The 16,424-nt window shown below is 45.1% G+C and carries 13 protein-coding genes; 10 read left to right on the forward strand and 3 right to left on the reverse strand.

All coding sequences use genetic code 11. The features are described 5' to 3' along the window. Positions 1–233 precede the first annotated feature (233 nt). Complete coding sequence (locus LYZ37_RS06760; protein ID WP_272283474.1) at positions 234–1,031, reverse strand: hypothetical protein; 798 nt, start codon at positions 1,029–1,031, stop codon at positions 234–236. A 269-nt stretch (positions 1,032–1,300) separates the two neighbouring features. Between LYZ37_RS06760 and LYZ37_RS06765 the strand changes: the two genes are divergently transcribed. The 8 genes from LYZ37_RS06765 (at position 1,301) to LYZ37_RS06800 (ending at position 11,984) form a co-directional block, all read left to right on the forward strand. After that, entirely contained in the window at positions 1,301–1,996 is a 696-nt protein-coding gene (locus tag LYZ37_RS06765; protein ID WP_272787012.1) for a GntR family transcriptional regulator, read from the forward strand. A 28-nt stretch (positions 1,997–2,024) separates the two neighbouring features. Continuing rightward, positions 2,025–2,921 (forward strand): methylisocitrate lyase, encoded by an 897-nt coding sequence (gene prpB, locus LYZ37_RS06770; RefSeq protein WP_004742860.1) that lies wholly within the window; start codon positions 2,025–2,027, stop codon positions 2,919–2,921. 111 nt (positions 2,922–3,032) lie between these two features. Next, positions 3,033–4,175 (forward strand): bifunctional 2-methylcitrate synthase/citrate synthase, encoded by a 1,143-nt coding sequence (prpC, locus tag LYZ37_RS06775; RefSeq protein WP_272787013.1) that lies wholly within the window; start codon positions 3,033–3,035, stop codon positions 4,173–4,175. A 60-nt stretch (positions 4,176–4,235) separates the two neighbouring features. Further along, positions 4,236–6,827 carry a Fe/S-dependent 2-methylisocitrate dehydratase AcnD gene (acnD, locus tag LYZ37_RS06780; RefSeq protein WP_272787014.1) on the forward strand — a complete coding sequence of 864 codons (2,592 nt, stop codon included), beginning with the start codon at positions 4,236–4,238 and terminating at the stop codon, positions 6,825–6,827. A 9-nt stretch (positions 6,828–6,836) separates the two neighbouring features. Beyond that, positions 6,837–8,018 carry a 2-methylaconitate cis-trans isomerase PrpF gene (gene prpF, locus LYZ37_RS06785; protein ID WP_272787015.1) on the forward strand — a complete coding sequence of 394 codons (1,182 nt, stop codon included), beginning with the start codon at positions 6,837–6,839 and terminating at the stop codon, positions 8,016–8,018. 55 nt (positions 8,019–8,073) lie between these two features. Next, the gene (locus LYZ37_RS06790) at positions 8,074–9,951 is read left to right on the forward strand and encodes a propionyl-CoA synthetase (RefSeq protein ID WP_272787016.1); all 1,878 of its coding nucleotides are present in this window, start codon (positions 8,074–8,076) and stop codon (positions 9,949–9,951) included. 119 nt (positions 9,952–10,070) lie between these two features. Next, entirely contained in the window at positions 10,071–10,550 is a 480-nt protein-coding gene (locus LYZ37_RS06795; protein WP_272787149.1) for a GNAT family N-acetyltransferase, read from the forward strand. Positions 10,551–10,562: 12 nt separating this feature from the next. After that, complete coding sequence (locus tag LYZ37_RS06800) at positions 10,563–11,984, forward strand: bifunctional NUDIX hydrolase/phosphatase PAP2 family protein (RefSeq protein WP_272787017.1); 1,422 nt, start codon at positions 10,563–10,565, stop codon at positions 11,982–11,984. Positions 11,985–12,003: 19 nt separating this feature from the next. Here the strand turns inward: LYZ37_RS06800 and LYZ37_RS06805 are convergent, their stop codons facing one another. Continuing rightward, complete coding sequence (locus LYZ37_RS06805) at positions 12,004–12,813, reverse strand: Cof-type HAD-IIB family hydrolase (RefSeq protein ID WP_272787018.1); 810 nt, start codon at positions 12,811–12,813, stop codon at positions 12,004–12,006. A 155-nt stretch (positions 12,814–12,968) separates the two neighbouring features. On the opposite strand from LYZ37_RS06805, the gene queE reads away from it, so the two are divergent. Together queE and queC are read left to right on the forward strand one after the other, a co-directional pair. After that, the gene (queE, locus tag LYZ37_RS06810; RefSeq protein ID WP_272787019.1) at positions 12,969–13,637 is read left to right on the forward strand and encodes a 7-carboxy-7-deazaguanine synthase QueE; all 669 of its coding nucleotides are present in this window, start codon (positions 12,969–12,971) and stop codon (positions 13,635–13,637) included. 11 nt (positions 13,638–13,648) lie between these two features. Beyond that, positions 13,649–14,347 carry a 7-cyano-7-deazaguanine synthase QueC gene (gene queC, locus LYZ37_RS06815; RefSeq protein WP_272787020.1) on the forward strand — a complete coding sequence of 233 codons (699 nt, stop codon included), beginning with the start codon at positions 13,649–13,651 and terminating at the stop codon, positions 14,345–14,347. On the opposite strand, the gene LYZ37_RS06820 is transcribed toward queC, so the two are convergent. Continuing rightward, positions 14,304–16,277, reverse strand: coding sequence for a diguanylate cyclase (locus LYZ37_RS06820; protein WP_272787021.1), 1,974 nt, complete (start codon positions 16,275–16,277; stop codon positions 14,304–14,306). The genes queC and LYZ37_RS06820 overlap by 44 nt on opposite strands. Between the last annotated feature and the right edge of the window lie 147 nt (positions 16,278–16,424).

A 16,424-nucleotide genomic window follows, 5' to 3' on the forward strand; every position in this document is an offset into this window, starting at 1 on the left:
CATAGTTGCTGAAATGCAAGGTTAAAAAAATGTTAAATTCAAATGGGTTTATAAAATATGAACGTATATCAAATTAGTTTCATTTATTAGATTTGTCAGTTACATATGTAATCGATATACAATCACGCATTCAACATAAACAATGACTTAGTGCTATAGAGAGCGTTTGGCGAAGAGTGGGAACCAGCCAGGGTATCCGCTAGCTGGGTTTCTGTAGTAGTGGTGAAAGGGCTCTACCTGCTATCAACAACGAGTAGTTTGGCGCTTCGGTAGGCGAAATCCATACTTTCGATTTCGTTAGGTCGACTGACGAGGTGATCAACGGAGGGAAGAACAACGAAGAATATCAGCGGTTCAGGGTGCATATATCTCCAAGTGTGTGCTTTGTTGTCTTTTTTGTAAGCTTTCAAGTTTATGGTCAGCACTAAGCTTTCTGGTGGTAACTGGCTGCCTTTAAAGTGACCGAGTTCATGCACTGCGCCCCAAAGAGATTCTAACGGACGTTCGTGGGTGCTTTTAAGAAACATCTCGAGCTGCAACGTATCACTTTCGTTTTGTTTGATCGTACTTAGACGTTGAGCTGTACGTAAACCTTGCTCAAAAGGCAGGTAATCTAGTCCATTGTCGACAATCTGATTCGATTGTGGGCATAGCTGGACTGAGTCTTGTGGTTGCTGACTGGCGTATAGTTCGCAAGTGAACTGTTTGATTATCTGTTCTAACCCTTTATGGAATTGTGAACCTTTTAGGTCTTCCACAGAAACAGCATGGTTGTTTATCGCTTCAGCAAAAACTTTGTCGACAGATTGGTTGACACGAGTTTCATCCTCAACGAGCACAAAGTCGTTGTGTCTAACCGCTGATTTTAGAACATTATCGGTTTCAATCACTGCGAGCTCTTCATCTGAGTAAGTACTGTCTCTCAGCAACGGATAGTAAGGTTCTCGCTCATCCGCAAAGAACAGTGAGCACCCAGAAATATTGGCTGCAATCAATCCTGCCAGAATCGATTTAGTAGTTGGAGAGTGCATAAGCCTTTTAATTAACAAGATTCCTTTCTGTATCTAAGATACTAATCTCATACAGCAACTAAGTCATTGTCGAGATTGCAATAATCTTGCTCTGCATCACATAGCAACTGTGACTCAACCAATGTTACATCTTTTTTTTACTAATCTGGACTACTACCTTGGTCTAAATTGTCGACAATTTGCTTGATTGTCGACAATGTTATGGTCTATTTTAATCTTAGAAGATGAAATTGTAGACAGTTTGGTGTCAGGCAGCGAGTGTATTGAAGATGAATGTTGAACTTAAAACTCGACTAAAAGAAGGCGTATCTGAAAAAGAAAACACCAAATCAGAGAGCTTAACTGAATTATTGGTAGAGGCCATTGTTGGTGGAGAGATTGCCCCAGGCAGCAAAATATCTGAGCCAGAATTAGCTAAGAAGTATCAAGTAAGTCGAGGCCCTCTGCGTGAAGCGATAATGCGAGTTGAAGGATTAGGCCTAATCGAGCGTATCCCTCATGTCGGTGCCCGAGTGATTACTTTCTCGCCTGAAAAGCTAATAGAGCTATATGCGGTTAGAGAGGCATTAGAAGGTATGGCCGCGCGACTTGCGGCTCGGCATATCACCGCAGAAGAGATTGTTGGTTTAGAAGCAGTATTGTCGACACATTCAAATCACATTGACGAAGTCGAGGGTGCTTCGTACTTCCATCAGCACGGTGATTTCGATTTTCACTATCGTATTATTCTCGCTAGTCGCAACAGTAAGCTTATTTCATTGCTGTGTGATGAGCTTTATCACTTGTTGAGAATGTATCGATATCAATCGCCTAGAGCTCAGTCGAGACCCGTTGAAGCGCTCGATGAGCATAAATATATCTTACAAGCTATCAAGAATAGAGACGAAGAGTTAGCCGAGATGCTGATGAGACGCCATATTTCGGGTAGCCGGACATTAATCGAACAACAAATCCTTAGGGACTAAAGCCCAAAACGGACTAGAGGAAAAAGCAATGAGTTTATCTCAAGGAGCGAAATTTAGACTTGCCGTTGAGCAAAACGATCCACTGCAGATAGTGGGTACCATTAATCCATACTGCGCCATGATGGCAAAAAATCTGGGGCACCAAGCTATTTACTTATCAGGTGGTGGTATCGCTAATGCCTCTTATGGCTTACCCGATTTGGGCATTACCACACTTAATGACGTTTTGGTTGATGTTGAGCGAATCACCAATGCGTGTGATTTACCACTGCTGGTTGATATTGATACGGGGTTTGGCGGTGCATTTAATATCGCGCGAACCATCAAGGCAATGGAGAAAGCGGGTGCAGGCGCGGTACACATGGAAGATCAGGTAGCCCAGAAACGTTGTGGTCATCGCCCAAATAAAGCCATTGTTAGCCAACAAGAGATGGTCGATCGCGTTAAAGCCGCGGTGGATGCGCGTAACGATGACAGCTTCGTGGTGATGGCTCGTACGGATGCTCTGGCGGTTGAAGGGATCGATAGTGCTATTGAACGTGCGATTGCTTGCGTTGAAGCGGGCGCTGACATGATTTTCCCAGAAGCGATGAACAAGCTAGAGCAGTATGTTCAGTTCTCTGAAGCGCTAGAGAGTGCAACAGGGAAACATGTGCCTATACTGGCGAATATTACTGAGTTTGGTCAGACGCCGCTGTACGGCTGTGAAGAGCTTGCTAAGTCCAAAGTTGACATGGTGCTGTATCCACTCAGTGCGTTCCGTGCAATGAACAAAGCAGCAGAGATGGTCTACAAGCATCTGTTAGAAGTGGGTAACCAAGAAGCGCTGACAGAATCGATGCAAACTCGTAAAGAGCTCTATGCGCACCTCAAATATCATGATTATGAAGACAAGCTTGATCAGCTGTTTTCAGAAGGAAAATAGGATCAAACGGAAGCCCAAGGAAACCGATTCGGAATTAATCCAATAACGTGAAATTGTTTGGTAAATAACGCTCCAATTAGAGAGCAATATCAAACAGAAAAGGAGTTCAAAATGCCTCTATCATCGAAAAAGAATGAAGAGTTAGGTGGCGCAGGTCTACGCGGCCAAAGCGCTGGTAGCACCGCTTTGTGTACTGTCGGTAAAACGGGGACAGGTCTGACATATCGTGGTTACGATATTACTGACTTGGCGAACAATGCTCAATTTGAAGAAGTTGCCCACTTGCTGTTACGTGGTCACTTACCCAATCAAAAAGAGTTAGATGAATACAAGACGCGTCTGATTAGCTTGCGAGGTCTACCGAGTGAACTTAAGCAAGCGTTAGAGCTTGTTCCTGCCTCGGCGCACCCAATGGATGTGATGCGAACGGGTTGCTCGGTATTGGGTAATCTAGAGCAAGAGATGAGCTTTGAAGAGCAGTTAGACGCGACAGAAAGAATGCTCGCTCTATTTCCTGCCATCATTTGTTATTGGTACCGCTTTAGCCATGATGGTGTGCGCATTGATACAGACGATCAATCCGAAACCTGTATTGGTGGCTACTTTCTAAAAATGCTCACCGACAAAGCGCCAACTGAGATTCACAAGCAGGTCATGCACTGTTCACTGATTCTATACGCAGAGCACGAGTTCAATGCGTCTACCTTTGCAGCACGCGTATGTGCTTCGACGCTTTCCGATCTTCATTCTTGTATTACTGCAGCGATCGGTACGCTTCGTGGCCCTTTACATGGTGGTGCAAACGAAGCCGCGATGGAGATGATTCAAGACTGGCAAACACCAGATGAAGCGGAAGCAAACATCATGCAGATGCTAGCCAACAAAGACAAAATTATGGGCTTTGGTCATGCTATCTATCGTGAGAGTGACCCTCGTAATGCGCTGATTAAGCGTTGGTCAAAAGAGCTTTCAGACGCAGTGGGAGATACTCATTTGTACGCGGTTTCTGAACGTGTTGAAGCAGTAATGAAGCGAGAGAAAGGCTTGTTCTGTAACGCAGACTTTTTCCATGCCTCTGCTTATCACTTTATGGATATTCCAACCAAGTTGTTTACGCCGATCTTTGTCATGAGTCGTCTAACTGGTTGGGCAGCTCATGTTTACGAGCAACGCGCGAATAACCGAATCATTCGACCAAGTGCAGATTATACAGGTCCTGATCATCAAGATTGGGTTCCAATCGAAAAACGATAGCACTGTCGACTTTGCTCCCTTTGATTAAGGGAGCAAACATCTACCTGAATGGAAGCAGATATGAGCATGAATACCCTATACAGAAAATCGCTTCCGGGAAGCCATCTTGATTATTTTGATGCCCGAGAAGCCGTAAATACACTATCCCCAGGTGCCTACGAAAAACTCCCTTATACCTCACGTATCCTGGCTGAGCAGTTAGTGCGACGTTGTGACCCGAACACTTTAACTCAAAGCCTAGAGCAAATTATCGAGCGAAAACGCGACTTAGACTTTCCTTGGTATCCGGCTCGTGTGGTGTGTCATGACATTCTAGGTCAGACGGCGTTAGTTGACCTAGCAGGGCTTAGAGATGCGATTGCCCAACAAGGTGGCGACCCTGCCAAAGTCAATCCTGTTGTAGAAACCCAGCTGATTGTTGACCATTCTCTTGCTGTTGAACACGCGGGCTTTGACCCAGACGCCTTTGATAAAAATAGAGCAATTGAAGAGCGCAGAAATGAAGACCGTTTTCATTTTATCGAGTGGTGTAAAACTGCGTTTGAGAATGTCAGCGTTATTCCTGCTGGTAATGGCATCATGCACCAAATCAACTTGGAGAAAATGTCTCCTGTCGTTCAGGCGAAGCAAGGTATCGCTTACCCAGACACCTGTGTCGGTACGGATAGCCACACACCGCATGTCGATGCTCTTGGAGTGATTGCGATTGGTGTCGGAGGGCTTGAGGCGGAGACCGTCATGCTTGGTCGTCCTTCAATGATGAGACTACCTGACATCGTTGGTGTCAAGCTTACTGGCAAGCGCCAACCTGGAATTACAGCAACAGATATTGTCTTGGCGATTACTGAATTTTTGCGTAATGAACGAGTCGTTTCATCCTATCTTGAATTTTTTGGGGAAGGAGCAAAAGACCTAACCATTGGCGATCGCGCAACCATCTCTAACATGACGCCAGAGTACGGTGCTACGGCTGGGATGTTCTACATTGATGAGCAGACCATTAACTACTTAAAACTGACGGGTCGTGATGAGCAGCAAGTAGAGCTTGTTGAAAACTATGCCAAACGAACGGGTCTTTGGGCCGATGATCTTGAAACCGCTGAGTACGAGCGAGTATTAGAGTTCGATTTGTCCAAGGTTTCTCGAAATATGGCAGGGCCATCGAATCCTCATAGACGTTTGCCAACCTCAGAGCTTGCAGAGCGCGGTATTGCAAAAGAGATTGAGGCTGAGACTAGTGAGGGGCAATTACCCGATGGGGCAGTCATTATCGCGGCGATTACCTCATGTACCAATACAAGTAACCCGCGCAATGTGGTCGCGGCTGGCCTTGTTGCCAAGAAGGCCAATGAGCTTGGACTCGTTCGTAAACCTTGGGTGAAATCTTCTTTTGCTCCGGGTTCAAAGGTTGCCAAGCTATACCTCGAAGACGCAGGTCTTTTACCAGAACTAGAAAAGCTGGGCTTTGGAATTGTCGCTTACGCATGTACTACTTGTAATGGTATGAGTGGCGCGCTTGACCCAGAAATTCAGCAAGAGATCATCGACCGCGACGTTTATACAACGGCAGTGCTATCAGGTAACCGAAATTTTGATGGTCGAATTCACCCTTATGCTAAGCAAGCATTCTTGGCATCGCCGCCGCTGGTGGTTGCTTATGCACTTGCTGGAACCATGCGTTTTGACATTGAACGCGATTCGTTAGGTAACGATAAACAAGGTAATCCTATTTATCTCAATGACTTGTGGCCGAGTGATGAAGAGATCGATGCGGTTGTTGGTAAGCATGTTAAGCCCGAGCAGTTTAATCAGGTCTACATTCAGATGTTTAAACTCGATGAAGGTGAGCGCAATAGTAATCCTCTTTACGATTGGCGACCAAAAAGTACCTACATTCGCCGTCCACCATACTGGGAAGGGGCGCTAGCAGGTAAAAGAACGCTATCCGCGATGAGACCTTTGGCGGTACTAGGCGATAACATTACGACTGATCACTTGTCTCCATCTAACGCGATACTCGCGAGCAGTGCTGCGGGTGAATATCTCGCTTCTATGGATGTACCTGAAGAAGACTTTAACTCATACGCTACCCACCGTGGCGATCACCTGACCGCGCAGAGAGCGACGTTTGCAAACCCTAAACTGTTCAATGAAATGGTTAAAGAGAATGGTGAGGTGATACAAGGCTCACTTGCAAGGGTAGAGCCAGAGGGCAAAGTCACTCGAATGTGGGAAGCGATTGAAACCTACATGAATCGCAAGCAGCCGTTAATCATCGTTGCTGGTGCGGATTATGGTCAAGGCTCATCACGCGATTGGGCTGCGAAAGGGGTTCGCTTAGCTGGGGTTGAAGCGATTGTCGCCGAAGGATTTGAACGCATTCACAGAACTAACCTAGTCGGAATGGGTGTTTTGCCACTTCAATTTAAATCTGACACAAACCGCAAAACATTGGAGTTCGACGGTAGTGAGCTTTATGACGTGATTGGTGATATCAAGCCTGGCGCAGATCTAGCGCTGGTCGTCACGCGTGCTAATGGTGAAAAGTTCGATGTGCCTGTGACTTGTCGTTTGGACACCGCCGATGAGGTTAGTGTTTATAACGCTGGCGGCGTATTGCAACGCTTTGCCCAAGACTTTTTATCCCAATAGGTGGCCGCTATGACAGAATCTAGCCAAATGAAAGTGCCTGCCACCTACATGCGTGGTGGGACGAGTAAAGGGGTATTCTTCAGTCTAGAAGATTTGCCAAAACAAGCTCAAACTCCCGGAGAGGCGAGAGACAAATTGCTGTTAAGAGTGATTGGCAGTCCCGATCCTTATGCCAAGCAAATCGATGGTATGGGCGGTGCGACGTCGAGTACCAGTAAAACCGTGATTGTATCGAAAAGTGATAAACCAGATCACGATGTCGATTATCTATTCGGGCAAGTATCAATTGATAAACCTTTTGTCGATTGGAGTGGCAACTGTGGCAATCTATCTGCTGCTGTTGGTCCCTTTGCCATTCATGCTGGTTTGGTCGATGAAGATCGTATCCCAACCAATGGTACGGTCGCTGTCAGAGTATGGCAGGCGAATATCAGCAAAACCATCGTGGTTCATGTACCAATAGTGGCAGGGCAAGTTCAAGAAACGGGCGACTTTGAACTCGATGGGGTGACCTTTCCTGCGGCTGAAATTCAAGTCGACTTCATGCACCCTGCAGATGGCGAAGGCAGTATGTTTCCAACTGGGAATGTGACCGATGAGCTAGAGGTTCCTGATGTTGGTACGTTTGAAGTAACCATGATCAATGCGGGTATCCCGACGATTTTCCTTGACGCTGAAGCTCTCAGATATCAAGGGACGGAACTTCAAGATGATATCAATAACGATGAAGTCGCATTACAACGCTTTGAAACGATTAGAGCTTATGGTGCACTGAAGATGGGATTGATTGATTCTTTACAAGAGGCTGAAGCTCGTCAGCACACGCCAAAAATCGCCATTGTCGCGAGCCCGAAAAGTTATCTTTCTTCTAGTGGTAAGCCTGTTGAAGCGAACGAGGTGGACGTACTAGTTCGCGCTTTGTCGATGGGTAAATTACACCACGCCATGATGGGAACCGCGGCAGTAGCGATTGCATCGGCTTCCTGTGTACTAGGCACTATAGTCAACCGTGCTGCTGGGGGCGGAGAAATGGAGTCAGTCACTTTCGGTCACCCGTCGGGAACGCTGAAGGTAGGAGCGGCCGCCACGTTAGGTGAACAAGGTTGGGTCGTCGAAAAAGCAGTAATGAGCCGCAGCGCTCGAATCATCATGGAGGGGTTTGTGCGCGTACCCTCCGATATCTTTGCGTAATTAGCACCGGTTAATTACCAGAAAAGCAATGTCAGGACATACTGGAGGAAGCACTATGTCTGCATATCAAAAAGAGTATCAATGGGCGCTGTCAGAACCTGAGTCGTTTTGGGCGGAGCAAGCAAAAAATATTGACTGGTTTAAACAGCCACAGACTATTCTAGCCAAGGATGAAAATGGCATAGAGCGCTGGTTCCCCGATGGAATGCTTAATACCTCTTGGTTAGCGCTTGATTATCACTGTGAACAAGGACGTGGCGATAACACCGCATTGATCTACGATTCACCAGTGACCGGGAATAAGCAAAAATATACCTATACCGAGCTTCGTGATCAGGTTGCGAAAACAGCGGGTATGCTCGCAGAACAAGGGGTTGAAAAGGGTGACCGTGTTGTTATTTATATGCCCATGATTCCTGAGGCAGCAATGGCAATGCTTGCCTGTGCGCGACTAGGGGCGATTCACTCCGTTGTGTTTGGCGGATTTGCAGCGAATGAGTTAGCGGTTCGACTTGAAGATGCAGAGCCTAAATTGGTGATGACCGCTTCTTGTGGTATTGAAGTTAATAAAGTTATTCCGTACAAGCCACTAGTCGATAAGGCGATTATGGACAGTCGATGGAAGCCCGAAACAGTGGTTGTTCTGCAAAGAGCTCAGTGTGAGGCTCAGCTACAGGCGACACGAGATGTGGATTGGGCGACAGCGCTTGAAAGCTCTCTACCTCACGCATGTGTGCCAGTATTGGCGACTGACCCGCTGTATATTCTTTATACTTCAGGGACGACCGGCAAGCCTAAAGGTGTAGTACGCGATAATGGTGGGCATGCTGTTGCGATGAAGTACTCAATGAGTGCCATTTATAACATTCCACAAGATGGTGTTTACTGGGCAGCTTCTGATGTGGGCTGGGTCGTAGGCCACTCTTACATTGTCTATGCGCCGCTGATTCATGGCTGTACAACAGTACTATTTGAAGGCAAACCTGTACGGACTCCGGATCCGGGCGCCTTCTGGCGAGTGTGTGAAGAGTACAAAGTCGAAATACTGTTCTCAGCTCCAACCGCTTTCCGAGCCATCAAAAAAGAAGACCCAGAAGGTGAGTGTCTCAAGCAATACGATTTATCAAACCTTAATACCATCTTTATGGCGGGTGAACGTTTAGACCCTCCAACACTGGAGTGGGTAGAAAGCAAGACCAACAAACCAGTGGTCGATCACTGGTGGCAGACAGAAACAGGTTGGGCAATTGCCGGTAATCCAACTGGAATTGAGTTGATGCCAGTAAAAGCTGGTTCAGCGACAAAACCGATTCCCGGTTATCAGGTTGAGATCCTTAATGAACTTGGCGAGCCAGTAGAAGCCAACCAACAGGGATTCGTTGCTCTGAAGCGTCCACTGCCACCAAGCTGTCTGCCTACGGTTTGGCGTAATCACGACCGCTTTGAATCTGGTTATCTGAGTCAGTTCCCGGGCTATTATGTCTCTGGTGATGGCGGTTACCTTGATGAAGAAGGTTACTTGTTTATTATGGGTCGTATCGATGACGTGATTAACGTTGCAGGTCACCGCCTATCAACCGGTGAGATGGAAGAGATCGTCGGCGGCCACCCAGCCATTGCGGAATGTGCGGTTGTTGGTGTTCATGACGATTTGAAAGGGCAGTTGCCACTTGGCTTAGTGGTACTTAAAGACGGCGTAAAGGTCGACGACGTCCAGCTTGAAGGTGAGTTGGTCGGTAAGGTTCGTGATGAAATTGGCGCAGTAGCCTGCTTTAAACATGCGCTCGTCGTAGAACGTTTGCCAAAAACACGTTCTGGTAAGATTTTGCGCCGTACAATCCGCCAGATAGCTGATGGCGAGCAATATACAGTGCCTTCGACGATCGATGATCCTGCGAGTCTAGAAGAGATTGAAAAAGCACTGCATTCGTAAATGAAAAGTAACAGTTTTTTCTGATTATAAAATCCAGCCCCTAGCTAAAGGGGCTTTTTTATTGAAAAATTTCTGTGAAAACGCCAAACTGTTACTTTATTCGTAACGCAAAAATATTTATGCACAATGTGACCATTCGTAGTGCGCATGACAAAGACTTAGAGCAGTTAAATGATCTGATGTTTTATTTGCATGATGAGCATCATCTTCAGTGTCCGCAACATTTTAAAACTGCTGAAGATATCGAGCAGGAAAAGAGTATTGCTCGATATCTAGATGATCCTGAGTGTCTTGTCTTCGTCGCGTGTGCAGGCGAACAAATCATAGGATTTATTAGCGGTCATTTTTGCGAGCTCATTTCCACAGTAAGTAAGCCAGTCCAGATGGGTAGCATCGATGAACTGTATATCGTTAAGGACTACCGTGGTAAAGGGCATGCAGTAGAGCTGTGTCAGCATATCGAGACACGCTTCGTGGAATATGGCGTAAAAGAAATCTTTGTTGAAGTGTGGGAATTTAACCAGTCTGCAATTGAGTTTTACCAAGATTTCGGCTTTGAACATCATATCCATTGGTTACGGAAGTCAGTGACTAATTAACAAGAATTTAGAATGAAGCTCAACACTAAAATATTATCGCTCGTACTCGGGTTTATCTCTCTATTTGTCTCTTCACTTACTATTGCCAATGACTCGTCCATCACGGGGGCTGCGTGTGTTATTCGATCTGGTGAAAAGATTGTATTAGTCAAAGAAATTCTCACCAACAAGCTATCTATTCCTGCTGGTGGCGTGGTAAAAGGGGAGTCCCCTAAAATCGCTGCACAACGAGAAACGTGGGAAGAAACAGGGCTAGTGGTTTCGATTAAAGGTGAGCTTGGGCGCAGTGAAAAAACGGTATTCTACGATTGCGTTTCTGACTCTGATATCGTTTCATTCCAGTTCAACAATCGATTAGACGGCTACGAGCTGCCTATCTGGTTTGCACCTCACTATGGGATTGAGGTCTCTTCCGCGATGTTAATCGATCCCACTGTTGTCCCGAAACAGGCGTATCGCTTTCCTGAGCAGCTTGGGTGGCTAGGGACTGTTTTGCCTCAGGCGACCGATCAAAAAGTCGTTTTTGTTGGCAATCTTACTGAAGCAGCGCCTGCATTCCATCAAATTGAACTGAGTTGGATGACTCAGATTCAGCACTTCTTTCACAAGCTACCCAGTGGTATTGCAAACACTGTCGAACCTTTACTACTCGCCGGAAACTGGCTTGCAGAGCCTTCACTAATTCTGATTCTTTTTCCGCTTTTATATTGGCGATTTGGTAAAGAGTTTAGCTATAAGGTCTTTTTTGCCGTGACTATGACGTCACTGCTTAGTTTGGTTGCTCAGCAAGGTTTTGCGTTCCCTAGACCACATGTTTATCTGCCGGCACTAGATCTAGCCAAGAGTTATGGCTTTAGCCTACCGAGCTTACCTATTGCGGTATGGTCGTGTGTGGGTGTTCTTGTTTTGAATGGGACTGACAAACTCTCGATTAATCGTTGGTCGTTATCGCTATTTTTCGCACTACTATGGTTAACAGCCGCTAAGTTTTATAGCGGTTCAGCGTTTTTGACTGACAGCGTAAGTGGCGCTCTTTTAGGCATACTTTGTTCTTGGCATTTGATTCGACTTGAATCTAAGCCAGAGGTGGACGCGAAAGCACTGATGACTTCAAAAATGGTTTGGGTAATTTTGCTTATCGCTTGTGCTGTGATGACCTTGTTTTGGCCGACACCGATTTTTACTTATTGGTTAGCTATAATCCTAACTGTGTTAGGGCTAGTGATAACCTTTGAACGAGATGCAAATATCGCATCCGGAAAGGCTTTGCTGATGATTACCGTGATGCTTGTTTTTGCAAATGGATTGATTGGCGTTATCGCTGAGCATGTATCCTCAAGCAGTATTGCCTCACTGAGCGTTGAAGCGTTGAGGTATCCAGTATTGATCCTTATGTTTGTCGTCTCAGTACGTAAAGTAGCTAAAGCTGAATAGTCAGCTTTAGCTCAGAGTTTTAGTTGTTTAAAACGAACTCTTCAATGACAACAGCCACGCCATCAGCATCGTTACTCAATGTAATATGATTGGCGATTGCTTTGGTTTGCTCCATTGCATTCTGCATTGCTACGCCTAAACCTGCGTATTCGATCATATGATGGTCATTTTCAGCGTCGCCCATACAGATCACTTCGCTAGATGCAATGCCTAAATGTTCAGCAATCGCCTTAATGCCAACCCCTTTATTACTTTCAAGGTTTAAAAACTCCAAGAAAATAGGAGCGCTCTGGACGATTGTGAATTCGTTTTGATAACTAGCTGGAATATTTCCGATTGCGGCGGTGAGTTTGTCAGGAGCGCCGACAATCATCGCTTTAATGATCGGATGGTCATCTTCTAACTCATCAAAGTTCTTCTCGATGACTGGAATCTGATTGATGGTTGCTTCAACGTCGGTGAACTCATTGAATTTTGGCGTTATTAATCCAAACTCGTTACTGAACGCATGGCAATCTAAATTCAGTTTGTTAGCCAGTTCCGCTACTTGCTTTGCTCGCTTTCCGTCAATAATCGCCGAGTGGATCACTCTATTTGTGCCAATTTCCTTCACCATTGAGCCATTGAAGAAAACGACAAACTCGTTATCACCTTCAATCTCAAGTTCGTCTAGCTTACTTTGCATTCCATCTAATGGACGACCAGATGCGAGTACGACTTTTACACCTCGTTTACGCGCTTCAGCGATCGTATGCTTTGTTCTTTGGGAAATCCTTTTGTCACTCGTTAGCAACGTGCCATCTAAATCGAGTGCTATTAGCTTATACATAACTTACCTAAAATCTAACTACAAAATTAACAAAAAGAAGCAGAATAATCGCTGTAAAAAGATTGATCAATTTATGATTTAGTTGACCTTCCACGGCGTCTCATTTAAGGTCTCGTTCCTGCAGAATTTTGAAGATAAATTAGGCTGAGATTAAGTTGTATAAAATTAACGAAATGTTCGAAACCATTCAGGGGGAAGGTGTCTTCACAGGAGTTCCTTCTGTATTTGTTCGCTTGCAAGAGTGCCCAGTAGGTTGTGCATGGTGTGATACCAAGCAAACTTGGGACGCAACTCCTCAAGACGAAAGACCTCTAGATGAGATCTTAGCTAAGAAAGAGGACTCCCCAACATGGTGCTCTGTATCGGCGATGGACATAGTTAATGAGTACATAAAGCAAGGCTATACGGCTAAGCATGTTGTGATTACTGGTGGTGAACCTTGTATTTATGATCTGGTTCCTTTGACTCAAGCGTTTGAAGCGCATGGTTGTCAGTGTCAGATCGAAACCAGTGGCACATCTGAGGTTAAAGCGACAGACAATACATGGGTGACGGTGTCACCGAAAGTGGCGATGAAAGGTAAGCTTCCTGTTCTTGATTCTGCATTGATTCGAGCGAATGAGATCAAACATCCGGTGGCGACGCAAAAAGATATCGACCACCTAGATGAACTCTTGGAAAGAGCAAACGTGCCTGAAGAGACAATGATTGCACTTCAACCAATAAGTCAGAAGCCTCGTGCGACCCAGCTCTGTATTGATGTATGTGTTGCCAGAAACTGGCGCTTATCGATTCAAACTCACAAATATCTAAGCATTGCGTAAAGGAATTCAAAATGAAAAAAGCAGTTGTCGTATTTAGTGGCGGACAAGACTCAACGACTTGCCTAGTACAAGCAATCAAAGATTTTGATGAAGTGCATGCCATTACATTTGACTACGGTCAGCGCCATAAACTTGAAATCGAAGTCGCACAAAGCTTAGCGAAAGAGCTAGGTGTCAAAGCACATAAAGTGATGGATGTTGGCTTATTGAATGAGCTTGCCATTAGCTCTTTGACGCGCGACGATATTCCGGTTTCTCATGAGTTACAAGAGAACGGTTTACCTAACTCATTCGTACCAGGACGTAATATCCTATTTCTGACCCTTGCAGGTATTTACGCTTATCAAATTGGTGCACAAACTGTAATTACCGGTGTGTGTGAAACAGACTTCTCGGGTTATCCAGATTGTCGTAATGATTTTGTAAAAGCTATGAATAATGCTCTTGTTCAGGGCATGGATCGTCAGCTAGAGATTTCTACGCCGCTAATGTGGTTAAACAAAGCAGAAACTTGGGCGTTGGCTGATCAATACGATGCGTTGCAATTGATCAGAGAAAAGACCTTGACCTGTTACAACGGTGTCATCGGTGATGGCTGTGGTGATTGCCCATCTTGCGAGCTGAGAAAGGTAGGCCTAAACGACTACCTTTCTGATCGCAAGGCTATTATGGCTGAACTGGTACGTAAGCAGAACTCGGCAAGTAAATAGGCTCATTGTAGGCGTCAATTAACTGGTTTTTCCCATTTAGTTTCACTTGGTAAAGCGCCTGATCCAAGATTGAGTAGAGCTCATCAAAATCGTGCAGTGGTTTAGATGTAGCAAGATAAGAAAAGCTCGCGGTAACGTTGAGCTTTTCTCTATTTTCCGCTTCAAAGGTGCTTTTCGCGATGTTCTTGTGAAGGTTTTCTACTCGGTCCCGCACATCAAGCTCATCGACGTTTCTTAATACGATGACAAACTCTTCGCCTCCTAGTCGACCAAATACATCCTCTTCATTGATAGCTTCATTGATTCCTTTTGCTATGGTAGCGAGAGCGCGATCACCGGTAGGGTGACCATAGCAGTCATTGATGTGCTTAAAGTCATCTAAATCAAGTAAGATAAGTACGTGTTTGCGTATTTGGGCTGATGTTCTATCAATTGCTCGAATACGTTTGATGGCCGCAGCTCGGTTAAGCGCACCTGTAAGCTGATCCATTTCTGCTTTTCTACTTTTCGTTCTGGTAAAGAAAAACTGTCCTATGATGGTTGCGAGTAACAGGACGATAACCAGTAAGAACATCTGCCTTTGAGTGAGTAATTTAGCCACTTCTCGCTCAAGAGACTCAATGATTTCAACACTCTTGTTATCTTTCACTTTCTGATTAAATTCTTTGTGCGCGAGCTCTAGAGCCAAAAACGCTGAGCGGCTGCTTTTGGTTCTTTTAGATAACTCTGAATCAAAATAGTGTTGGTAATGTTTTAGGGCGACGGCGTAATTGCCATTAGCTTCCTCAAGCTGTGCCATTGTTCTAAGCGCTCGTGCTTGTAATCGTTCACTGCCAATTTTCGTGGCCAAATCATTTGCCCGTTGAGCGAAATACAGTGCCGAGTTGTAGCCACCTTTTGCACTGTCTAGTTGGGAGAGTGCAAGATAGATCTCACCTTGGACCTGTTCATTATTTTGAGTCTCCGCGGAGTTGAGTGAATCTAATAAGAATTGCTCTGCAAGCTCAAATTGGTTTAATGCTGCGTAAGCCTTACCTAGGCCGAGTTTTACATAGGTCAATCCATAGGCATGATTGAATCTATCTAGCAGAAGTTTTGAGCGTTTGAAATGTTCGACGGCGCCATGATAATCCTGCGATGCTAACAATATATCGCCCATGCTATGGTGAGATTGAGCCATTTTAAGAGGAGATTTAGCGGTTGCTCTTATTCTGAGAGAAATCGTTAAGTACTCTTTAGCCAAATCGAACTGGCCGAGTGTTTTAAGCAAAAGGCCAGCATCATTGTAAACCCCGGAAGGGTCAACGTAACTTGGGATAACCGCGAGGTAGCTTTGGTAGGTTTCTAGTGAACTCTTATAATCCCCGGTGAACTCTTGGTTGTTCGCGATCACACGAAGAGCTAGGTGTTTGGGAAGAATCGATTGGTCGGTATCTTTTATGTGTGTTTCAAGTGCGTTGCAATACAGCTGCGCACTGTAATATTGACCTTGCATGTTCATCGCACGACATAGGTGGTACTCAAACAGAATCTTGCCTTGAAGATCATTGCTTGTACTAAAGTGTTTAAGTAAGTCGAGATAGTTTGACCGTGCGGTTGAAAAGTCGAGATTGAGCTCCTTATTGAGAGCTTCAATAAATGTTTGTTCTAACTTGGAATACTCTGGATTGAAGACGAGCTCATTGCCATAATATGGCTGTCCTCGCTGCGTCATGAAACCGTGAATTTTGGAGCTAATGTAGAGCTTTTCGATATTTGGAGGTAGCGAGTTGTAACGATCCTGCAGCATCGATAGTGCTTTGTTCTCGCTGAACTTAAGAGCTTCGCTGTAAGCGATCTCCCACTTCTCTAGATGATTTGTATTGATGGCCAGTGCCGATGTAGGCGCAAGCGCAGCAAAAGCGATATACCAAGCGATTAGACGTTTCATTGTATTTAGTATTAGTTTTGTTTGTTACATAGTAGAGTAACTTACTAATAGGGTACAATGTGTTGCTAAATGTGAATTGAATAAATGCGACTTAGATAGCTTTGATATCTATAAAAAATGCGCCTTCGAGGCGCATTTTCAAATCTA

The sequence above is a fragment of the Vibrio tubiashii genome, assembly GCF_028551255.1.
Classification (GTDB): Bacteria; Pseudomonadota; Gammaproteobacteria; order Enterobacterales; family Vibrionaceae; genus Vibrio; species Vibrio tubiashii_B.